Below are 16,032 nucleotides of genomic sequence, written 5' to 3' on the forward strand. Positions count from 1 at the left end.
TTCTAGACTGACGCCGTCAACAACCATCCCACCAGGAGAACACCATGATCGAACGCCGTCCGCTGGAAAGCCTGGGCGCTGCCCACCACGGCTGGCTCGATGCCAAGCACCACTTTTCCTTTGCCGAGTATCACGACCCCGAGCGGCTGCACTGGGGAATGCTGCGGGTCTGGAACGACGACACCATTGCCCCGGGCACCGGCTTCCCGCCGCATCCCCATGCCGATATGGAAATCATCACCTACGTGCGCGAAGGGGCGATCACCCACCGCGACAGCCTGGGCAACGAGGGCCGCACCGTGGCCGGGGACGTCCAGGTAATGAGCGCGGGCACCGGCATCCGCCATTCCGAATACAACCTGGAAGCGCAAGCCACCCGCATCTTCCAGATCTGGATCCTGCCCACCCGCAACGGCGAGCAGCCCGCCTGGGGCACCAAGCCCTTCCCCCGGGGCGACCGGGCGGGCCGCTTCGTCACCCTGGCCAGCGGGATGGAGGGCGATGCCGACGCCCTGCCGATCCGCACCGACGCCCGCGTTCTGGGCGCAACGGTACGGGCCGGGGAAACCGTGGAATACCGGTTTGCCGATGCCGACCGCTATGGCTATCTGGTACTGGCCAAAGGGCAGGCCCAAGTCAACGGCATGCCCTTGAATGCCCGCGACGGCGCCGCCATCCATGGCGAGCAGGTGATTGCTGTGACTGCCGGTGAAGATACCGAGCTGGTGCTGGTCGATACTGCCGGATAGGCAGGGGCCAAACTACCAGGGGCTGGCGGCAGCCTCTGGTGTATTCACCCAGAAAACGCCAGCGTTTTGCTGGCATTGGCTATCGCTGGTGCTTGACGTTCAAACGTCAATATTTCCCGCCCGCAGGGCATTGGTCTCAATAAAGTCGCGGCGCGGCTCGACCTCGTCGCCCATGAGCATGGTGAACACGCGGTCGGCTTCGATGGCGTCGCCGACCTGCACTTGCAGCAGGCTGCGCACGTTGGGGTCCATGGTGGTTTCCCAGAGCTGTTCGGGGTTCATTTCGCCCAGGCCCTTGTAGCGCTGGCGGGCGGTGGTGCGTTCGGCTTCGTGGATCAGCCATTGCATGGCGCTGCGGAAGTCGGCGACTTTTTCCGTGCGGGCCTTGTCGCCTTCGCCGCGCTGCACTTTGGCACCGTCCTGCAGCAGGCCGTTGAAGCTTTGCGCCTCGGCGCTCAGGGCGGCGTAGTCGCTGCTGCGCACGAACTCCTGCGTGAGGATGGAGCTTTTGACGTTGCCGTGGTGGTGGCGGCTGATGCGCAGGATGGGGTTTTCCGTTTGCGGGTCGATTTCAGCCGTCACGTCGGCGGGCACGCCGGTGGTGGTCAGCTCGCGCAGTTTGGCTTCCAGCACCGGGGCGCAGGCGGCCGCGTCTTCCAGCGTTTCGAGGTGGATTTGCACGCCGTCGGCAATGGCCCGCAGGGCTTCCATGTCCATGAAGTTGGACAGGCGCTCGATGACGTTTTCGGCGGCCAGGTGCATGTTGGCCAGGCGTTGCAGTTCTTCGCCGTCGATGGTGCGCGGGGCGCTGCCGCCAGTGCTGACGCTGGCATCGCGCAGGGCGATTCTTAGCAGGTAACGGTTCAGTGCCGGGCCGTCCTTCAGGTACAGCTCTTCCTTGCCGTTTTTCACCTTGTAGAGCGGCGGCTGGGCGATGTAGATGTGGCCGCGCTCGACCAGTTCGGGCATCTGGCGGTAGAAGAAGGTCAAGAGCAGGGTGCGGATGTGGGCGCCGTCCACGTCCGCGTCGGTCATGATGATGATGCGGTGGTAGCGCAGCTTTTCCGGGTTGTAGTCGTCGCTGTTGCTTTTGCCGCTGTCCTCGCTCACCTTGCCGATGCCGGTGCCCAGGGCGGTGATGAGGGTGATGATTTCCTGGCTGGACAGCAGCTTTTCGTAGCGGGCTTTTTCCACGTTCAGAATCTTGCCGCGCAGCGGCAGGATGGCCTGGAATTTGCGGTCGCGCCCCTGCTTGGCCGAGCCGCCGGCCGAGTCACCCTCCACGATGTAGATTTCGCACAGCGCCGGGTCTTTTTCCTGGCAGTCGGCCAGTTTGCCGGGCATTCCCATGCCGTCCAGCACGCCCTTGCGGCGCGTCATTTCACGCGCCTTGCGGGCGGCGTCGCGGGCGCGGGCGGCGTCGATGATCTTGCTGCACAGCACCTTGGCATCCTGGGGGTTTTCTTCCAGGAAGTCGGTCAGCGTCTTGGCCACGATGTCTTCCACCGGGGCACGCACTTCGCTGGACACCAGCTTGTCCTTGGTCTGGCTGCTGAACTTGGGTTCGGGCACCTTGACCGACAGCACGCAGCACAGGCCTTCGCGCATGTCGTCGCCCGTCACGTCCACCTTGGCCTTTTTGGCCAGCTCGTTCTGCTCGATGTATTTGCCGATGACGCGCGTCATGGCCGCCCGCAGGCCGGTCAGGTGGGTGCCGCCGTCGCGCTGGGGGATGTTGTTGGTGAAGCACAGCACCTGCTCGACGTAGCTGTCGTTCCACTGCATGGCCACTTCCACGCCGATTTCGGTGCCGGGGATGCCGCCGTAGCTTTCTGCCGGGCGGGTGCCTTCGGCGTAGAAGGTGGTGGGGTGCAGCACTTTTTTCGTGCCGTTGATGAACTGGGCAAAGCCCTTGACGCCGCCGGCGCCGGAGAAGTCGTCCTCTTTGCCGTCGCGCTCGTCCTTCAAACGGATGCGCACGCCGTTGTTCAAAAAGGACAGTTCGCGCAGGCGCTTGGCCAGCACTTCGTAGCGGAACTCGTGGTTTTCCTTGAAGATTTCCGTGTCGGGCAGAAAGTGAACCTTGGTGCCGCGCTTGTCGGTGTCGCCGACGACGCGCATGGGCGAGGTTTCAAAGCCATCGACCACTTCGATCAGCCGGTTCTGCACGAAGCCCCGGGCAAAGTCGATTTCATGCACTTTGCCATTGCGGCGCACGGTGAGTTTGAGCCAGCAGGACAGCGCGTTCACGCACGACACGCCCACGCCGTGCAGGCCGCCGGAGACCTTGTAGCTGTTCTGGTTGAACTTGCCGCCGGCGTGCAGTTCGGTCAGGGCGATTTCGGCTGCCGAGCGCTTGGGTTCGTGCTTGTCGTCCATCTTCACGCCGGTGGGAATGCCCCGGCCGTTGTCGATGACGGAGAGCGAGCCGTCGGCGTGGATGGTGACCAGGATGTCGTCGCAGTGGCCGGCCAGCGCCTCGTCGATGGAGTTGTCCACCACCTCGAACACCAGGTGGTGCAGGCCGGTGCCGTCGGAGGTGTCGCCGATGTACATGCCGGGGCGTTTGCGCACGGCTTCCAGCCCCTCCAGAATCTGGATGGCACCCGCGCCATAGCCATCGCTGGGGTTCTCGGGTGTCGGAAGGGTGTCGCTGTGCTGCTCGCTCATACAAAGCCTTTGCTCATTATTCAAGAGCTGTTAGCGCTTGAATTGATTGAATCTCAAGAATAAATGAATCTAAAAATGGCTGCCTGCAAGCGCAAGCAGCTATTGTTTTATCAATGATTACAGCCGCATCGGCATGACGACGTACTTGAAGCGGTCGCTTTCGGGCACGGTGATCAGGGCCGAGCTGTTGCTGTCCAGCAGGTTGATCTGCACCATGTCCTGGCCCATGTTGGTCAGCACGTCGATCAGGTAGCCGACGTTGAAGCCGATGTCGATCTGCGGGCCGTCGTAGGCCACGTCCAGCTCGTCGGTGGCCTCTTCCTGCTCGGCGTTGTTGCTGGCCACGCGCAGGCTGCCGGGGGTCAGCGTCAGGCCCACGCCCTTGAACTTGTCGTTGGTCATGATGGCCGTGCGTTGCAGGCTGGCCAGCAGCGCCGCGCGGCCCAGCACGATCTGCTGGTTGTGGTTGGCGGGAATGACGCGCTGGTAATCGGGGAACTTGCCCTCGACCAGCTTGGTGACGAATTCCATGCCGCCGAAGCTGAACTTGGCCTGGTTGTTGGCAAATTGCAGCGTGATGCGCGGGGCGTTGTCGCCGCTGGCGTCCGACAGCAGGCGCTGCAATTCCAGCACCGTCTTGCGCGGCAGGATGACTTCCTGCTTCTGCTCGACCTGCACGTCCAGTTCGGCGCTGGCCCAGGCCAGGCGGTGGCCGTCGGTGGCGACCAGGCTCAGGGTGCTGCCTTCGGCCACGAACAGGATGCCGTTCAGGTAGTAGCGGATGTCCTGCACCGCCATGGCGAACGACACCTGGTGCATCAGGTCTTTCAGCGTCTTTTGCGGCACGCTGAACGTCGGGCCGAAGTTGGGCGCTTCCTGCACCAGCGGAAAGTCCTGCGCGGGCAGCGATTGCAGGGTGAAACGGCTCTTGCCACCCTTGAGCAGGATTTTTTCGGCGCTGGCCTCCAGCGTCACCGTCTGGTCGGCGGGCATGGTCTTGAGGATGTCCATCAGCTTGCGGGCGCCGATGGTGGTGGCGAAGTCGCCCTCGTCGCCGCCCAGCTCGGCGGTGGTGCGGATCTGGATTTCCAGGTCGCTGGTGGTCAGCTGCACCGCGTTGCCCACTTTGTGCAGCAGCACGTTGGCCAGAATCGGCATGGTGTGGCGGCGTTCGACGATGCCGCAGACAGATTGCAATACGGCCAGGACTTTGTCTTGTGTGGTTTGGAAAAGAATCATGTCTGCCTCGATGGGGTGTCGCGTTCAGGGGAAAAGGGTTGATTTTGCCGTGCTCTGCGGGGGCTGAAAACCGGGCAGCCTCAGCCCTTGAGCGTCTGCTCCAGCACGTGCAATTGCTGGTTCAGCTCGGTCAACTGCTGGCGCTCGCCCGCAATCTTGCGCACGGCGTGCAAAACGGTGGTGTGGTCGCGCCCGCCGAACAGCTCGCCGATCTCGGGCAGGCTTTTCTGCGTCAGCTCCTTGGCCAGGTACATGGCGATCTGGCGCGGGCGGGCAATGCTGGCCGGGCGCTTCTTGCTGTACATGTCCGCGACCTTGATCTTGTAATAGTCGGCCACGGTTTTCTGGATGTTTTCCACACTGATCTGGCGGTTCTGGATACTGAGCAGATCGCGCAGCGCCTCGCGGGCCAGTTGGATCGACACTTCCTTCTGGTTGAAGCGCGAGTAGGCCAGGATTTTGCGCAGCGCCCCTTCCAGCTCGCGCACGTTGGAGCGCACGTTTTTCGCCACGAAGAAGGCCACTTCCTCCGGCATTTCCGCGCCCTCGGCCCGCGCCTTGTTGATCAGGATGGCGACGCGCATTTCCAGCTCGGGCGGCTCGATGGCCACCGTCAGCCCGGAATCGAAGCGCGACACCAGGCGCTCGTGAATGTCCGCCAACCCCTTGGGGTAGGTGTCGCTGGTCATGACGATGTGGCTCTTCTTGGCCAGCAGCGCCTCGAAGGCGTTGAAAAATTCCTCTTGCGTGCGATCTTTGTTGGCAAAGAACTGCACGTCGTCGATCAGCAGCAGATCGAGCGAGTGGTAGTGGTGCTTGAACTCGTCGAAGGTCTTGCGCTGGTAGGCCTTGACCACGTCGGAGACGAATTGCTCGGCGTGGATGTACAGCACCTTGGCGTCCGGCTTGTCCTCCAGCAACTTGTTACCCACAGCGTGTACCAGGTGGGTCTTGCCCAGGCCGACGCCGCCATAGATGAACAGTGGGTTGTAAAGCTGCCCCGGCGCACCGGCCACGTGCAGCGCGGCGGCGCGGGCCATGCGGTTGGCCGTGCCTTCGACCAGCGTCTCGAACGTCAGGGCCGGGTTCAGGCGCGAGCGGAACACCGGCTGCTGCGCCGGGCTGGCCTCCGGCTCCGCCGCTGCGGCGGCCGTCCCCGGTGCAGCGGCTGCCGCAGGGGCCGCCGAGGCCACGGGCTGGGGGCGCACATAGGTGCGGGCCACGGCTTCGCGCTGGGCCACGGCCAGTTCCAGCGTCACGCTGTGCCCGCACAGGGCTTCGAGCAGGGCGACGATGCGCCCGGCGTACTGGGTGCGGATCCAGTCCAGTTTGAAGCGGTTCGGGGCGAACACCGTCACCTTGGTGAAATCCTCGTTGACGCTGGCCGTCAAGGGCTTGATCCAGGTGTTGTACTGCTGCTCGGGCAAGTCCTGGCTGAGCTGCTCGACGCAGGCCAGCCACAGTCCCTGGCCTGCGTTGTGGAGGGAGTCCTCGGTCATGGGGATGCGCAAATGGTGTGGATAGGAATGGGCGGTAGAGGCGGCCGATTGTAGCTTTTCAAATGGTTATCCACATGCCGCCAGGCCCGTTGATGGACAAAGACCAGGGGCGCTATTGTGGACGAAATTTGCAGGGGCATTGCAAGCTCCTCTCAAGACTGTGATAATTACGGGTTTCCCTGAACGTTCAGGGCAATAGACCTTGCGCGTCGCAAACCAGAATCTCGGATCAGGATCGGGTTGCGAATGCGGCCAAATCACTGAACCTCCTCAAGGAACACCACCATGAAACGTACCTACCAACCTTCCAAAATCCGCCGCGCCCGCACCCACGGTTTCCTGGTGCGTATGAAAACCAAGGGCGGCCGCGCCGTCATCAACGCTCGCCGCGCCAAGGGCCGCAAGCGCCTGGCCGTCTAAGACTGCCGACGCGTTGCGTTTGGCAGGCTGCTGGCAATGCCTTTCCTGCTTGCCATGGGGCAGGCAATGATGCAAAGGCTGAAAACCCGGGCGCAGTTCCAGGCGGTCATGGCCGCCGGGGTGTGTGCCCGCACGCCGCACTTCGTGTTGCACCGCCTGGTGCTTCCGGCAGCGGCACCGGCCTGCGCTTCCCCGACAGGGCCCGGCTCCTTGCCTGCTGTGCAAGGGCCGCAGGCCCTGTTTGCCGTTCCCGGCGCCCGGGGTGCAGTCCAGCCGTGGCTGGGGCCGCTGGTGCCTAAGCGCTGGGCCAAACGCTCCGTCACCCGCCACCTGCTGCGCCGCCAGATTTACGCGGTGGGCAACGATTTTGCGGCCCGGCTGCCCCGGGACGGCGCCTACGTCGTGCGCCTGCGCTCGGCGTTCGACCCCCGGCACTTCATCAGCGCCAGCTCCGAGCCGCTGCGCCAGGCCGTCCGTGGCGAGCTGCAACAGCTCTTTGCCCATGCCGTGCGCAAGCTGGCCCCGCCCAGCGCAACAGCAGAAGGCAGCGGCGCATGATGCAGAAACTGCTCATCCTCCTGGTCAAGGGCTACCGGCTGCTGCTCAGTCCCTGGCTGGGTTCGTCCTGCCGGTTCGAGCCGACCTGTTCGGCCTACAGTCTGCAGGCGCTGCAGCAGCATGGCGCTGCCGCTGGCAGCTATATGACCGTGCATCGCCTGCTGCGCTGCCATCCCTGGTGTGCCGGCGGCCATGACCCCGTGCCCGACCAGCCGCCCCGGTGGTTTACCGGTCTGGTGACGCCCACCGACCCTTCTGCTCCTTCTTCCTCTACCAAGAAGTCCTCATGACCGATATTCGCCGCACCGTTCTGTGGGTGGTGTTTGCCTTCTCCCTCATCATGCTTTGGGATAAATGGCAAATCCACAATGGCAAGTCTGCCACTTTCTTCCCGGCTGCCCCGGTAGCCACTGCACCGGCGGCGGACCAGCCCGCTGCGGCTGCCGTTCCCGCCGCCGCTGCGACGGCTGATGCAGGCACGATGCCCGGCGATGCGCCCGCACCCGCCAGCGTCGGGGAAGAGGTGGTCATCACCACCGACGTGCTGCGCGTGACGCTGAACACCGAGGGCGGCACCGTGGTGCGCACCGAACTGCTGAAGTACAAGGGCGATGTCGACCGCAGCCAGCCCGTGGTGCTGCTCGACGACTCGCCCACGCACAGCTACTTGGCGCAAACCGGCCTGATCGGCGGCAGCTACCCCACGCACAAGACCGTGATGCAGTTGCAGCCCGGCGAACGCACGCTGCAGGACGGTCAGGACAGCCTGACCGTGCGCCTGGAGTCGCCCGCAATGGACGGCGTGCAACTGGTCAAGACCCTGACCTTCAAGCGCGGCGCCTATGACGTGGCCGTGCAGCACCAGGTGATGAACACCGGCGGCCAGAGCATCAACCCCCAGCTTTATCTGCAACTGCTGCGCGACAACCGCCCCATCGACGGGGGCAATGCCTTCTATTCGACTTTCACCGGTCCGGCCTTCTATAGCGAAGCCAGCAAGTACCAGAAGGTGGAGTTCAAAGACCTGGACAAGGGCAAGGCCGACTTCGAGAAGAAAGCCGACAACGGCTATGTCGCCATGGTGCAGCACTACTTTGCCAGCGCCTGGCTGCTGGGCCAGGGCATCGAGCGCGAGAACTTCGCCCGCAAGGTGGACAACACCTTCTACACCGCCGGCATGATCACCACGCTCGGCCAGATCGCCCCGGGCCAGAGCAAGACCCTGGACGCCCGCTTCTTCGCCGGGCCGCAACTGGAAAAAACGCTGGAATCCCTGACCCCCGGCCTGGAGCTGGTCAAGGACTACGGCATGTTCACCATCCTGTCCAAGCCCCTGTACTGGCTGCTGGACAAGATCCATAGCGTGCTGGGCAACTGGGGCTGGTCGATCGTCGGCCTGGTGCTGCTGCTGAAAATCGCCTTCTACTGGCTCAACGCCAAGGCCTACGCCAGCATGGCCAAGATGAAGGCGCTGAACCCCCGCATCCAGGAGCTGCGCGAGCGCCTGAAGGACAAGCCCCAGCAGATGCAGCAGGAGATGATGCGCATCTACCGCGAGGAAAAGGTCAACCCCCTGGGCGGCTGCCTGCCGATCATGGTGCAGATTCCGGTGTTCATCGCGCTGTACTGGGTGCTGCTGTCCAGCGTGGAAATCCGCCAGGCGCCGTGGATGCTGTGGATTACCGACCTGTCGGCCAAAGACCCGCTGTTCATCCTGCCCGTCCTGATGACCCTGTCGTCGCTGCTGCAAACGGCGCTGAACCCCGTTCCGCCCGATCCCATGCAGGCCAAGATGATGTGGATCATGCCGCTGATGTTCAGCTTCATGTTCTTCATGTTCCCGGCCGGTCTGGTGTTGTACTGGCTGACCAACAACATCCTGTCGATTGCCCAGCAGTGGGTCATCAACGTGCGCATGGGCGTGCCGCCGCAGTTCAACCATCCGTTCAAGAAGCAACCGGCACCCGAGAAGAAATAATCTTTGCTTTTACCTGATGCAATGGCCGCTGATGCGGCCATTGTTTTTTGGAGCGGCGCGTGCCGTTCTGTACCGGCCCCCGTTTTAAGAACCTGTTCACGATCTCCACGCGGGCGTGCAGTCGTGGCCTCGGGCGCTCTGCGTCGTTGCAAATCCTCGCCATAGCACCGCTATGGCTGCGGTTTGCGCCTAGCAGTCCATCCCGATCCACATCCCGCACGCCTTCGCGCTGAGATCGTGAACAGGTTCTAAGGGAAAAAATTCCATAAAAGATAGCTGTTTCCGCTTGTATATATTGATATTCATATTGTTTTAATCATGGATATGGCTTTTATACAGCGGAAACAGCTATTATTTTTTACCAGGCCAAAGCACAGAAGCAATCGCCAGTGCCATCAGCACCACGGCGCTGTAGTCCTGCCAGCGCAGTTGCTCCCCCAGCCACAAGGCCCCGGTGAACACGCCCAGCACGGGGATGAACATCACGCTCAGGGTGGAAGCCAGGGGCGGCAGGCTGCGTGCCAGGAAGAACCACACGCTCTGGGCAAAGCCGAACACCAGCACGCCGTTGAATGCCAGGGTGGCCAGGGCGATGCGGTCGGGGGCGTGCCAGCGGGCGTGTTCAAACACCACGGCCAGCAGCGTCAGGGCCAGGGCGGCGAATACCATCATCCACAGCGACAGGGTCAGCAGTGGCACCGCCACCTGGGCGCGGCGAAGTTGCTGCGTGCCCAGCGCCCAGCTGATGGCGGCCAGCAGCATCAGCACCACGCCGGCGGGTTTGCCGCCCAGGGCGGCCGTCTCGTGCCACAGCAGCAGCAACACGCCGGCACTGGCCGCCAGCACCCCCAGCCAGCCGCGCCAGGGCAGGCTGTCGCGGTACAGCCAGGCGCCGAGCAGGGCCGAGAAAATCGGCATGGTGTAGCCAAGAATGGCCGCCCGCCCGCTGGAGAGCTGGGGAATGCCCAGCACAATCAACATGTTCCACAACACCATGTTGAACAGACTGAGCCGCGCCGTAGCACCCCAGCTGCTGCGCGGCAGGTGCCAGCTACCGCCTTGCAGGCGCACCAGCAGCGCCAGAATGGGCACCCCCATCCAGAGCGAGACGGCACGAAACGTCAGCGGCGGGAAATGCTGCAGGCCCAGCTTCATCACAGGCCAGTTCACCCCCCAGATCAGGGTCAGCAGCAAAAGAAAACCAAGTTGTCGTGCGGTAAAGGCGGGCATAGCCGGCCACTATACCCACCGGTAAAATCGGCACTTATGACCTTTTTAGACATGCTGCGTGACGCCACGGCGCGTAATCATTCCCTGCTGTGCGTGGGCCTCGACCCCGATCCGGCCAAATTCCCCACCCACTGGCGCGGCGATGCCGGCAAGATTTTTGATTTTTGCGCTGCCATTGTCGATGCCACCGCCGATCTGGTCTGCGCCTTCAAGCCGCAGATCGCCTACTTTGCCGCCCACGGCGCCGAAGGGCAGCTGGAAAAGCTCATGGGCCACATCCGCGCCGTCGCCCCGCATGTGCCGGTGATTCTGGACAGCAAGCGCGGCGATATCGGCTCCACCGCCGAGCAGTACGCCAAGGAGGCCTTCGAGCGCTACGGCGCCGATGCCGTCACGCTTTCGCCCTTCATGGGCTTCGATTCGGTCACGCCCTACCTGCAGTACGAGGGCAAGGGCGCCTTCCTGCTGTGCCGCACCTCCAATCCCGGCGGCGACGACCTGCAGGCGCAAACCCTGGCGGACGTGCCCGGCCAGCCGACGGTGTTCGAGCACGTCGCCCGCTTGGCCCAGGGGCCGTGGAACCTGAACGGCCAGCTCGGCCTGGTCGTCGGTGCCACGCGCCCGCAGGAGATCGAGCGCGTGCGGGCCGTGGCGCCCACGCTGCCGCTGCTCATCCCCGGCGTCGGGGCACAGGGGGGCGATGCCGTAGCCACCGTGCGGGCCGCGCAGGGCGGGCCGATGGTCATCAACTCCTCGCGGGCCATCCTCTACGCCAGCGCCGAAGCCGATTTTGCCCAGGCCGCCCGCGCCGCCGCCATGGCCACGCGCACCCAGCTCAATGCCGCCAGCCTGCCCGCATAGCAGGGTTTTTCCTAGGCCAAAAAGTCCATGTTGCTGCGCAAGCTGCATGGACTTTTTTATCGACCTTGGGTAAGAATAGCACTATCGTTCGTTTTTTTATCGTCGGCTTCAGGGTTCGCGCTGCAACCCCGTCTGGCAGACACATGAAAGAGAGTTTTCAATGCAAGAGCGTCCCTGGCTGGCCCACTACCCCGAAGGCATTCCTGCCGAGATCGACCCCGGCCGCTACCCTTCCCTGGTCGCGCTGATGGAGCAGGCCTTTGCCAACTACGCCAAGCGGGTGGCCTACAGCTTCATGGGCAAGGACATGCACTTTGCCGAAGTCGATCGCCTGAGCCAGGCCTTTGCCGCCTACCTGCAATCGTGCGGTCTGGAAAAGGGCGACCGCGTGGCGCTGATGATGCCCAACATTCCCCAGTACCCCGTTGCCGTGGCTGCCGTGCTGCGGGCCGGGTTCGTCATCGTCAACGTCAATCCGCTCTACACCGCGCGGGAGCTGGAACACCAGCTCAAGGACTCGGGCGCCAAGGCCATCGTCATCATCGAGAACTTCGCCAGCACCCTGCAGCAATGTATTGCCGACACGCCGGTAAAACACGTCGTGCTGTGCAGCATGGGCGACACCCTGGGCTGGTTCAAGGGGCTGCTGGTCAACCACGTCGTGCGCAACGTGAAGAAACTGGTGCCGCCGTTCTCGCTGCCCCAGGCCGTGCCGTTCAAGGACGCCATTGCCAAGGGCGAAAGCGCCAAGTTCACCCGCCCGGAAATCGGCCCCGACGATATCGCCGTGCTGCAATACACGGGCGGCACCACCGGCGTCTCCAAGGGCGCGGTGCTGCTGCAACGCAACGTGATTGCCAACGTGCTGCAGGCCGAGGCCTGGTACGGCCCCATGCTCAAGGGCCTGCTGGCCAGTGGCGAGCAAATCACCAGCGTCTGCGCCCTGCCGCTGTACCACATCTTCGCGTTCACGGTGAACATGATGCTGTCCATGCACATTGGCGGCAAAAACATCCTGATTCCCAATCCGCGCGACCTGAAAGCCACGCTCAAGGAACTGTCCAAACAGCGTTTCCACACCTTCCCGGCGGTGAACACCCTGTTCAACGGTCTGGCCCACCACCCGGACTTCGGCACGGTCGACTGGAGCCACCTGAAGGTATCGGTCGGCGGCGGCATGGCCGTGCAAAGCGCGGTGGCCAAGCTGTGGCTGGAGAAAACCGGCTGCCCGATCTGCGAAGGCTACGGCCTGTCGGAAACCAGCCCCATCGTTTCGTGCAACCCGGTGGCGGCCAAGGCCTTTACCGGCACCATCGGCCTGCCCGTGCCCAGCACCGACGTCATCCTGGTCGATGACGACGGCTTCGCGGTTCATGGCCAGTCCGGCGAAATCGCCGTCAAAGGCCCGCAGGTCATGGCCGGCTACTGGCAGCGCCCGGACGAAACCGCCCGTGTCATGACGCCCGACGGGTACTTCCGCACCGGCGACATCGGCACCATGGACGAGCGCGGCTACATCACCATCATCGACCGCAAGAAGGACATGGTGCTGGTCAGCGGCTTCAACGTCTACCCCAACGAGGTCGAGGACGTGATCGCCCAGATGCCCGGCGTGCTCGAATGCGCCGTGGTCGGCGTGCCGGACGAAAAAACCGGCGAAGCCGTGAAACTGGTCGTCGTGGTGAACAACCCGCAGATCACCGAACAGGCCATCCGCGACTTCTGCAAGGGCAAGCTGACCAACTACAAGCACCCCAAGGTCGTCGAATTCCGCCAGGAGCTGCCCAAGACCCCCGTCGGCAAGGTGCTGCGCCGTGAACTGCGCCAAAGCCAGCAGGCATAACGCTCGCCACCCGCCAGCGATCAGGGACAATCCGCGCCGGGCCTCTCGTTGGGAGGCCCGGTTTTTTTGTTGCCATTTTTCAGGACATTCCCCCATGCCGCTTGCCATCGTCAGTGCCCTGCCCGAAGAACAACACGGCCTGCAAGCCCTGCTGCACGACGCCCGCACCGAACGCCACGCCGGGCGCGACTTCACGCGCGGGCAGCTGCACGGGCAGGACGTGGTGCTGGCGCTGAGCGGCATCGGCAAAGTCGCGGCGGCCACCACCACCGCCGTGCTGATCGAGCGCTTTGCCATCCAGCGCCTGCTGTTTACCGGCGTGGCCGGCGGCCTGGCCCCGCAGGTGCGCGTGGGCGACGTGGTCGTGGCCCGGCAATTCGTGCAGCACGACATGGACGTGCGCCCCATCGTGCCGCGCTGGCAGGTGCCCGGCTACGCCCAGCCCTGCTTTGCCTGCGATACGGCATTGACCGGCGCCTTGCAGCAGGCCGCGCAGCAGTGCGTGCAGGCCGCCCAGGGCTGGCAGCTGGCGCTGCTGGGCGGACACGCGCCGCAGGTGCATAGCGGGCTGATCGCCAGCGGCGACCAGTTCATCGTGGCCGCCAGCACCTCGCAGCGCATTCACAGCGAGCTGCACGCGGCCGGCTACCCCGCGCTGGCGGTGGAAATGGAAGGGGCGGCCATCGCCCAGACCTGTGCCGACTACGGCCTGCCGTTTGCCGCCGTGCGCACCATCTCCGACCGGGCGGACGACAACGCCCATGTGGACTTTCCCGCCTTCGTCCAAAGCATCGCCAGCCGCTATGCGCTGGAAATCGTCCAGGCGCTGGTGCGGGATGGGATATGAAAATAAAAGCTGCTTCCGCAGATAAACAAAGGGTTTCAAGTATAAAAATACCTGAAACCCTTTTATAGAGAGCGTAAACAGCTATAAAACCGGTTATTTCAGCCAGCCGCGCTTGCGGAAATAGATCATCGGCCCGACGGCGCTGGCGATCATCAGCAGGATGACGTAGATGTAGCCGTACTCCCATTGCAGCTCCGGCATGACACGGAAGTTCATGCCGTAAACGCTGGCGATCAGCGTGGGCGGCAGCAGCGCGACGCTGGCCACCGAGAAGATCTTGATGATCTTGTTCTGGTTGATGTTCAAAAAGCCGACCAGCGCGTCCATCAGGAAGTTGATCTTGTCGAACAGGAACTGCGTGTGGCTGTCCAGCGATTCGATGTCACGCAGGATCTGGCGGGCGTCCTCGAACTGCTCGGCGTCCAGCATCTTGCTGCGCATCATGAAGCTGACCGCGCGGCGCGTGTCCAGCATGTTGCGGCGCACGCGCCCGTTCAGGTTTTCCTGCCAGGCGATGTCGGCCAGCACCTGCTGGGCGTAGGTGTCGGTCACGCTGCCTTCCAGCACCTGGGCGCTGACTTTTTTCAGGTCGTCGTAAATGCCTTCGAGCGCATCGGCGGAATACTCCACGTCGGCATCGAACAGGGACAGCAGCACGTCCTTGGCCTCGTCGATCAGGCCGGGCACGCGCCGCGCCCGCATCCGCAGCAGGCGGAACACGGGGATGTCTTCTTCACGAATGGAAAACAGCACGCCGCAGCTTTTGAGTTCGGTATTGCGCTGGTTCAGGATGAAGGCCACGCGCACGCTGCGGCTTTCTTCCTCGCCGTCGATCAGGAAGTCGCTGCGGATGTGCAGCTCGCCGTTGTCTTCTTCGTAGAAGCGGGCCGATTCCTCGATGTCCTCGCCTGTAGCGTCTTCAGGAATCGACAGGCCGTAGTGCTGCTTGACCCAGCGTTTTTCCTCGCGCGTGGGCGACTCCATGTCCACCCAGATGGGCAACAGCTGCTCCAGATCGGATAGCTGGTTGATTTCTGCTTGAACCAGCCGCCCATTGGACAGCGTAAAGACGTTGAGCATGGCTCACTCCTCGATGCGGTGCCGACAAAGGCAAAAGGGGGGAAGAAAAAAGAAACGCTTCCAAGACCCCTTGCGGCAACGCATTCAGAGCCTAGGAAGCTACCAACTGGGGTAGGGTTCCACGATCCAAATCTCCAAACTCTGGAAAACCCGCCATTATGCCTGCCCCGGTACAGAACGCAGTGCCTGCGCCAAAAAGTCGATCACCACGCGCTGGCGCTGCGTGAGCAGGCGGTTGCCGGGCAGGATGGCGTAGATGCCGAACGGCGGCGGCGCAAAGGCGTGCAGGACGGACACCAGCGCCCCGCTGTCCAGCGCCTCCTGCACGATGAAGTCGGGCTGCACCGTAATGCCCAGCCCCTGCTGCGCGGCCAGCGCCAGGGCGTCGCCATTGTTGGCCTGCAGCACGTAGTTGGGCGCAAACGATTGCAGCTGCCCCTCGACCATGAAGTGCCAGGGCCGGTTGTTTGCCCGCCCGGTGTAGCCCAGGCAGCGATGCTCCAGCAAATCGCCGGGGTGCTGCGGCGTGCCGTGCTGCGCCAGATAGGCCGGCGCGGCCACGGTGAACAACTGCCCCTGGCCCAGCTTGCGGGCGACGACGCCGGGGGCCAGCTCGGTGCTGACGCGGATGGCGATGTCCATGGCCTCGTCGATCAGATCGCTGGTGCGGTCGTTGAAATCCAGCGTCAGGGCGATGTGCGGGTAGGTCTGGCCGAACTGCGCCAGCAGCGGGGCGATGCGGCGGATGCCGAAGCTCACCGGCAGCCCCATGTGGATATGCCCGCGCGGGGTCTGGCCCGAGGCCATGACCTCCGACTCGGCATCCTCCAGCGCCTGCAGGATGCTGCGGCAGCGCTCCAGGTAGGCCAGCCCGGCGCTGGTCAGGGTCAGCTTGCGCGTGGTGCGGGTGATGAGCTTGACGCCCAGGTGTTCCTCCAGCGCCGCAATGCGCCGCGTCACGACCGAACGGGCCACCCCCAATTGATCGGCAGCAGCAGCAAAACTGCCCAAGTCCGCCACCCTGACGAAGTGCTGCATGGCATCCAAACGGCTCATTG

The 16,032-nt window shown here is 63.6% G+C and carries 13 protein-coding genes and 1 pseudogene; 8 read left to right on the plus strand and 6 right to left on the minus strand.

The genetic code is table 11. The features are described 5' to 3' along the window. Positions 1-44 precede the first annotated feature (44 nt). Positions 45-749 carry a pirin family protein gene (locus tag ACFO3A_RS05070; protein ID WP_377724554.1) on the plus strand — a complete coding sequence of 235 codons (705 nt, stop codon included), beginning with the start codon at positions 45-47 and terminating at the stop codon, positions 747-749. A gap of 99 nt (positions 750-848) precedes the next feature. Here the strand turns inward: ACFO3A_RS05070 and gyrB are convergent. From gyrB to dnaA, 3 genes and pseudogenes are all read right to left on the minus strand, one after another. Continuing rightward, positions 849-3,374: pseudogene (gene gyrB, locus ACFO3A_RS05075) on the minus strand (DNA topoisomerase (ATP-hydrolyzing) subunit B); the annotation flags it as partial. 162 nt (positions 3,375-3,536) lie between these two features. After that, positions 3,537-4,658: a DNA polymerase III subunit beta gene (gene dnaN, locus ACFO3A_RS05080; RefSeq protein ID WP_377724557.1), complete on the minus strand. Its 1,122-nt coding sequence runs from the start codon at positions 4,656-4,658 to the stop codon at positions 3,537-3,539. Positions 4,659-4,738: 80 nt separating this feature from the next. Continuing rightward, complete coding sequence (gene dnaA, locus ACFO3A_RS05085; protein WP_377724558.1) at positions 4,739-6,157, minus strand: chromosomal replication initiator protein DnaA; 1,419 nt, start codon at positions 6,155-6,157, stop codon at positions 4,739-4,741. Positions 6,158-6,442: 285 nt separating this feature from the next. Here dnaA and rpmH point away from each other — a divergent pair, with 285 nt between their 5' ends. The 4 genes from rpmH to yidC all read left to right on the plus strand — a co-directional run bounded on the left by rpmH (position 6,443) and on the right by yidC (position 9,113). Continuing rightward, positions 6,443-6,577: a 50S ribosomal protein L34 gene (gene rpmH / locus ACFO3A_RS05090; RefSeq protein WP_003060014.1), complete on the plus strand. Its 135-nt coding sequence runs from the start codon at positions 6,443-6,445 to the stop codon at positions 6,575-6,577. A 69-nt stretch (positions 6,578-6,646) separates the two neighbouring features. Next, positions 6,647-7,135, plus strand: a complete 489-nt coding sequence (locus tag ACFO3A_RS05095) for a ribonuclease P protein component (protein WP_377724684.1) — start codon at positions 6,647-6,649, stop codon at positions 7,133-7,135. Then, entirely contained in the window at positions 7,132-7,425 is a 294-nt protein-coding gene (gene yidD, locus ACFO3A_RS05100) for a membrane protein insertion efficiency factor YidD (RefSeq protein WP_377724561.1), read from the plus strand. Before ACFO3A_RS05095 ends, yidD begins: the two co-directional genes overlap by 4 nt. Continuing rightward, positions 7,422-9,113 (plus strand): membrane protein insertase YidC, encoded by a 1,692-nt coding sequence (gene yidC, locus ACFO3A_RS05105; protein ID WP_377724562.1) that lies wholly within the window; start codon positions 7,422-7,424, stop codon positions 9,111-9,113. Before yidD ends, yidC begins: the two co-directional genes overlap by 4 nt. Positions 9,114-9,464: 351 nt before the next feature. On the opposite strand, the gene ACFO3A_RS05110 is transcribed toward yidC, so the two are convergent. Next, positions 9,465-10,343 carry a DMT family transporter gene (locus ACFO3A_RS05110; protein WP_377724565.1) on the minus strand — a complete coding sequence of 293 codons (879 nt, stop codon included), beginning with the start codon at positions 10,341-10,343 and terminating at the stop codon, positions 9,465-9,467. Positions 10,344-10,379: 36 nt separating this feature from the next. Between ACFO3A_RS05110 and pyrF the strand changes: the two genes are divergently transcribed. The 3 genes from pyrF to ACFO3A_RS05125 all read left to right on the plus strand — a co-directional run bounded on the left by pyrF (position 10,380) and on the right by ACFO3A_RS05125 (position 13,894). Then, positions 10,380-11,204: an orotidine-5'-phosphate decarboxylase gene (pyrF, locus tag ACFO3A_RS05115; RefSeq protein ID WP_377724566.1), complete on the plus strand. Its 825-nt coding sequence runs from the start codon at positions 10,380-10,382 to the stop codon at positions 11,202-11,204. 160 nt (positions 11,205-11,364) lie between these two features. Further along, positions 11,365-13,047 (plus strand): long-chain-fatty-acid--CoA ligase, encoded by a 1,683-nt coding sequence (locus ACFO3A_RS05120; RefSeq protein ID WP_377724567.1) that lies wholly within the window; start codon positions 11,365-11,367, stop codon positions 13,045-13,047. Between the two features lie 94 nt (positions 13,048-13,141). After that, the gene (locus tag ACFO3A_RS05125; protein ID WP_377724568.1) at positions 13,142-13,894 is read left to right on the plus strand and encodes a 5'-methylthioadenosine/adenosylhomocysteine nucleosidase; all 753 of its coding nucleotides are present in this window, start codon (positions 13,142-13,144) and stop codon (positions 13,892-13,894) included. A 93-nt stretch (positions 13,895-13,987) separates the two neighbouring features. Here the strand turns inward: ACFO3A_RS05125 and corA are convergent, their stop codons facing one another. Beyond that, positions 13,988-14,974: a magnesium/cobalt transporter CorA gene (gene corA, locus ACFO3A_RS05130; protein WP_377724569.1), complete on the minus strand. Its 987-nt coding sequence runs from the start codon at positions 14,972-14,974 to the stop codon at positions 13,988-13,990. A gap of 156 nt (positions 14,975-15,130) precedes the next feature. Beyond that, positions 15,131-16,030, minus strand: coding sequence for a LysR family transcriptional regulator (locus ACFO3A_RS05135; RefSeq protein WP_377724570.1), 900 nt, complete (start codon positions 16,028-16,030; stop codon positions 15,131-15,133). Positions 16,031-16,032 lie beyond the last annotated feature (2 nt).

It is taken from the genome of Comamonas nitrativorans (genome assembly GCF_042654765.1).
Classification (GTDB): domain Bacteria; phylum Pseudomonadota; class Gammaproteobacteria; order Burkholderiales; family Burkholderiaceae_C; genus Comamonas; species Comamonas nitrativorans.